Source organism: Pseudoalteromonas sp., from assembly GCF_041613455.1.
Taxonomy (GTDB): Bacteria; Pseudomonadota; Gammaproteobacteria; order Enterobacterales; family Alteromonadaceae; genus Pseudoalteromonas.
The window spans coordinates 1-4,214 of sequence record NZ_JBFJHD010000246.1 but is presented as its reverse complement, the minus strand read 5'-3'; the positions used below and the strand labels follow the sequence as shown (position 1 = coordinate 4,214).

Below are 4,214 nucleotides of genomic sequence, written 5' to 3'. Positions count from 1 at the left end.
ATCCACCAGCTCTAAGCCTACGTCTATATCAATGTTTAAGCTAAATTGGCTGCTTGGTACGTTATCATTTTGATTACTGCTTTTAATACTGTAAACAGGGCTTAACCATCCCGTTGGGAGCGGATTAACATGCGCTTGATTTTGAGTACTAACCTCAACCTCACCACTAATCGCGTGATAACGCGGTGTAATGGTAGTAGGAAACCTAATAGCGAATGTACCGCTGCTGTAATCAATTATTTCTTGATACTCAAGCTCAATAATTACTTGCTCACCAGGGCCAATATTTGCCACATTCGTAATAAACATATTGGCGCGTTGCTGGCGTACAAGGGCCGCTTGCTTGCCTGCTTTTTTAGCCTCCTCGTATTTTTTTTCGGCTTCCACTTTTTTATCAATTTGGCCTTTAATGACTCGCTCACCTATACGCATTGTCATGGCGTGCACGGCGCTTTCATCTGGCAATGGAAAAACGTAGCGCGCATTAACCGCAAACGGGTTTTCGTTTTGATAGGTTTGCGTTACTACAACATGATTAATCAGGCCGGTTAAGGTCATATTGGCGTCGCTTTTTAATATTATTGCTGGTCCTGCTGGCGCACCATTGCTATCAAAAAGTTCTAACTTGGGTGATTGCGCATGGCTTTTAAAGCTCGCTAACAGCACAATCGCTATGAATATAAAAATGCTTACTTTAGTAAGCATTTTGGTTGGTTTACTCAACATAAAATCACTCCATCGAACGCTTTGTTTTACTTAGATTCAGTTAGATTTAGTTACTCGCCGTTTGGCCATTTACAGGGTTCATTGAGCGAGTGGTAAGCGTTACGCGTCTATCAAAAAAGTTGTCTTCCACCGTGTTGCTGTTAGCCAACGTTTGCTGCTCGCCAAATGCCTGCGTGCTTAAGCGTTTATGGCTCACGCCGTGTTTTATTAAATAGCTTTGCACGGCATTTACACGTGCTTTAGAGAGTAAAAGGTTGGCTTGATCATCGCCGCGCTGATCGGCAAAGCCGCTTAAATCAAGTGCGAGTTGTGGTTGGTTGTTTAACAAGGTAACCAGTTGGTCTAACTGCAGTGCAAAATGCGGTGCAATAACGCTTGAGCCTGTTTTAAATTGCACCGTCATGGCTAATAAGTTATTAATTTGAACTTGAGTTAATTGCTCATTTTGATTGGCAAGTACTTCTAACTGCTGCTCTAACATATTGTTGTGGTTAAGCACGTGTTGGTAATCGCTGGTTTTTTCTTTCATAACCGTAATTGCACGCTCTTGCTCTGCAATTTTGTTATCAGCTACTTTTGAATCACCTATTAAACCACCGGCAAATGCCCCAATAAACGCACCAATTGGCCCGCCCACTACGCCGCCAATAATAGCGCCTGCACCTAGCCCAATAGCCGTTTCTTTATGGGCTTCTTTTGATGGCGTGTTAGATGTTGAGGCAATTGCTGGAGAACAAAAACTAGCAACGAGTGTTAACGCAATTAATGTCTTCTTCATGATTTGATCCTTAAACTTACTTTTTAATTTGTGATGTTTTGTTTTGAGGAGTGTATTAAAACAAGCTCAAGTGGCAGCAAAGGGGATCAAAAATGGCAAACTGCTGAGCAATTGTGGCAAAAAAATGGCAATTGCCTTTTTAACCTTACTTAGCTTAAAAACTTCGATATAGTGCACAACAGAGCCGATAGGATAATGATTAAAATGAAAAAAATAGCCATCGTTGAAGATGAACCCGCAATCCGCGAAAACTACATAGAAATGCTGAGCGCACAGGGCTACCAAGTAAGTGGCTTTGAAAATCGCGCCAGCGCTGAAGCTGCATTTAAAAACGCCCTGCCCGATTTAGCCATTGTTGATATTGGCCTAGGCCATGAAATAGATGGTGGTTTTTTACTGTGCCAAACATTGCGATCGCTTTCTAAAACACTGCCTATTATTTTTTTAACCGCCCGCGATAGCGAAATAGATACTGTATGCGGCCTGCGCATGGGCGCCGACGACTACCTAACAAAAGACATAAGCTTGGCTCACTTGGCTGCACGTATTGGTGCGCTGTTTCGCCGAATGGAAGCACTTGAACAACCCGCTGATGCAAACGCGCTCATAGCACGCGGGCACTTAACGCTCGACACGCAACGTATGCAGGTATTTTGGCAGCAACAATTAGTTGATTTAACCGTAACCGAATTTTGGATGCTGCATTCACTCGCCCAGCGACCAGGCCATGTTAAAAGCCGTAACGATTTAATGAGCGATGCAAAAATTTATGTAGACGACAGCACTATTACTTCACACGTAAAACGTATTCGTAAAAAGTTTATAGCACTCGATAGCACCTTTGATTGCATAGATACTGTGTACGGTATGGGCTACAGGTGGGAACAACACTAATGCTACGATTTGGTCTACGCAGTAAATTTATATTACTTTCATGTTTTTTGTTTTTGCTGCCGTGGCTTGGCTACGAGTACGTATGGGAAATGGAAAAGTTTTTACGCCAAGGCCAAGAAAAAACCCTCGTAGGCACCACTCGCGCACTTGCTACCGCATTGCATGAGCGCCCTGCATTATTTGACGAGCAAACCAACTTTTTAGACCAAGTAGTAAAAGGCCGCGATTTATACGCTTATAATCTTAAAAACCCTATTCAGCTCGACGGTAAACTTAACGATTGGGACAGCTATCAACCGCTATTTTGGCATTACGACAAGCGCTACTTACAAAAAACAGATAACAAACATCAAGCCAGTGATTTATCGTTTGATCATATGGTGGGAAAATTTGATAACTACTTATACGCCGTATTTAAAGTCACCGACAATACTCTTATTTATCGCGCTAAAAATAGCTTAAGTATTACCAATAACGATTATTTACAAATTGGCCTAAAAACGCCTAACGGCCAGTTTAATACTTACATTATTGCGCCACGCCAAGACGGCTGGGTTAATGCGTTTGATGCAAATACCAAAGCCCCTTTTACAAAAATTCAGGGCTATTTTGAAAGTACCGAATCAGGTTATAACGTAGAGCTGCGCTTTCCAATTAGCATGCTAGGCAACAAACTTGGCTTTGCTATTGTTGACGTAGATAGTAAAGAGGCATTGTTAGAGCCTAAAATAATGTCGACCTCAAATTTAAATAACCCAAACGATTTAGGCTCAGTATTAGTCCCTTCTCCAGAAATTAGCCGTATTTTAAAAGGCATGGGCCACAGTGGTAGCCGCATTTGGGTGGTTGATAACCATCATCGCGTACTTGCGCAATCGGGTACTATTCAAAATGCAGATGGCGTATGGGCTGATGGGCTTGCTAATAAAGCACCTGAAACTTGGTGGCAGCGCTTTGAGCAAAATTACTTACACCCTATTTACTATAAAATATTAACGCGCCCCGAAAATGAGTTTTTAGATACCCTGCACGATGTAGCCTCTATGCAGGGCACACATTTAGCGAAAGCATTAAAAGGACAACCAGCATCGTCTTGGCGATTAACACCCGACAGTAAAGCCGTTATTTTATCGGCCGCTTACCCTATTTGGATTCAAGACCAAGTAATTGGCGCGGTAATAGCAGAGGAAACCACAAACGGCGTACGTACGCTGCGTAACAAATCGCTCGAAAAACTCTTTAACGTTATTTTAGCTGTGATGCTAATTGGTACTGTCACCTTGTTCTTTTTTGCCTCACGTATATCGAACCGAATTAGGCGGCTGCGCGATACAGCTGAGCAAGCAATTGATGCACAAGGGCGTGTTACTGGCAGTATTAATTACAGCGACGCTAACGATGAAATTGGCGACCTGTCTCGTAGTTTTTCAAACATTGTGAGCCGACTTGGTGGCTATACCGATTACTTAGAAAATATGTCGTCGCGGTTATCACATGAGCTGCGCACGCCGGTTGCCGTAGTGCGCTCATCACTCGAGAACTTACAAAGCTTGCCACAAAACGAGCTGAGTCAAAAATACCTCGTTCGCGCCAGTGAAGGCGTTGAACGCTTAGGGAAAATAATAACCACCATGAGCGAAGCCACTCGCCTTGAGCAAAGTATTCAAAGCAACGAGCCTGAGTCTTTTGATTTACAAAAAGTAATAAATGGCTGCATGCAAGGCTATCAGCTTACTTACCCAAACCAGTTATTTACGCTTGATGTATGCCAAAACAAATTACCTATGCAAGGTGCACCGGAGTTTATAGCTCAGCT

At 42.8% G+C, this 4,214-nt stretch carries 4 protein-coding genes; 2 read left to right on the top strand and 2 right to left on the bottom strand.

Going from position 1 to position 4,214, the window contains the following annotated elements; all coding sequences use genetic code 11:
• On the bottom strand, nucleotides 1-726 hold a 726-nt coding region (locus tag ABYB02_RS15270), incomplete at its 3' end, for a VIT domain-containing protein (protein WP_372763261.1).
• 46 nt (nucleotides 727-772) lie between these two features.
• Nucleotides 773-1,504 carry a sortase-associated OmpA-like protein PdsO gene (gene pdsO / locus ABYB02_RS15265; protein WP_372763260.1) on the bottom strand — a complete coding sequence of 244 codons (732 nt, stop codon included), beginning with the start codon at nucleotides 1,502-1,504 and terminating at the stop codon, nucleotides 773-775.
• A gap of 204 nt (nucleotides 1,505-1,708) precedes the next feature.
• Between pdsO and pdsR the strand changes: the two genes are divergently transcribed.
• Both pdsR and pdsS read left to right on the top strand, forming a co-directional pair.
• Nucleotides 1,709-2,398, top strand: a complete 690-nt coding sequence (pdsR, locus tag ABYB02_RS15260; RefSeq protein ID WP_149602203.1) for a proteobacterial dedicated sortase system response regulator — start codon at nucleotides 1,709-1,711, stop codon at nucleotides 2,396-2,398.
• On the top strand, nucleotides 2,398-4,214 hold a 1,817-nt coding region (pdsS, locus tag ABYB02_RS15255; protein WP_372763259.1), incomplete at its 3' end, for a proteobacterial dedicated sortase system histidine kinase. The genes pdsR and pdsS, both read left to right, overlap by 1 nt.

Bases quoted from the DNA above. Each gene is read 5' to 3' on its own strand.
- pdsO (WP_372763260.1), bottom strand. From the start codon at position 1,504: ATGAAGAAGACATTAATTGCGTTAACACTCGTTGCTAGTTTTTGTTCT.
- pdsR (WP_149602203.1), top strand. From the start codon at position 1,709: ATGAAAAAAATAGCCATCGTTGAAGATGAACCCGCAATCCGCGAAAAC.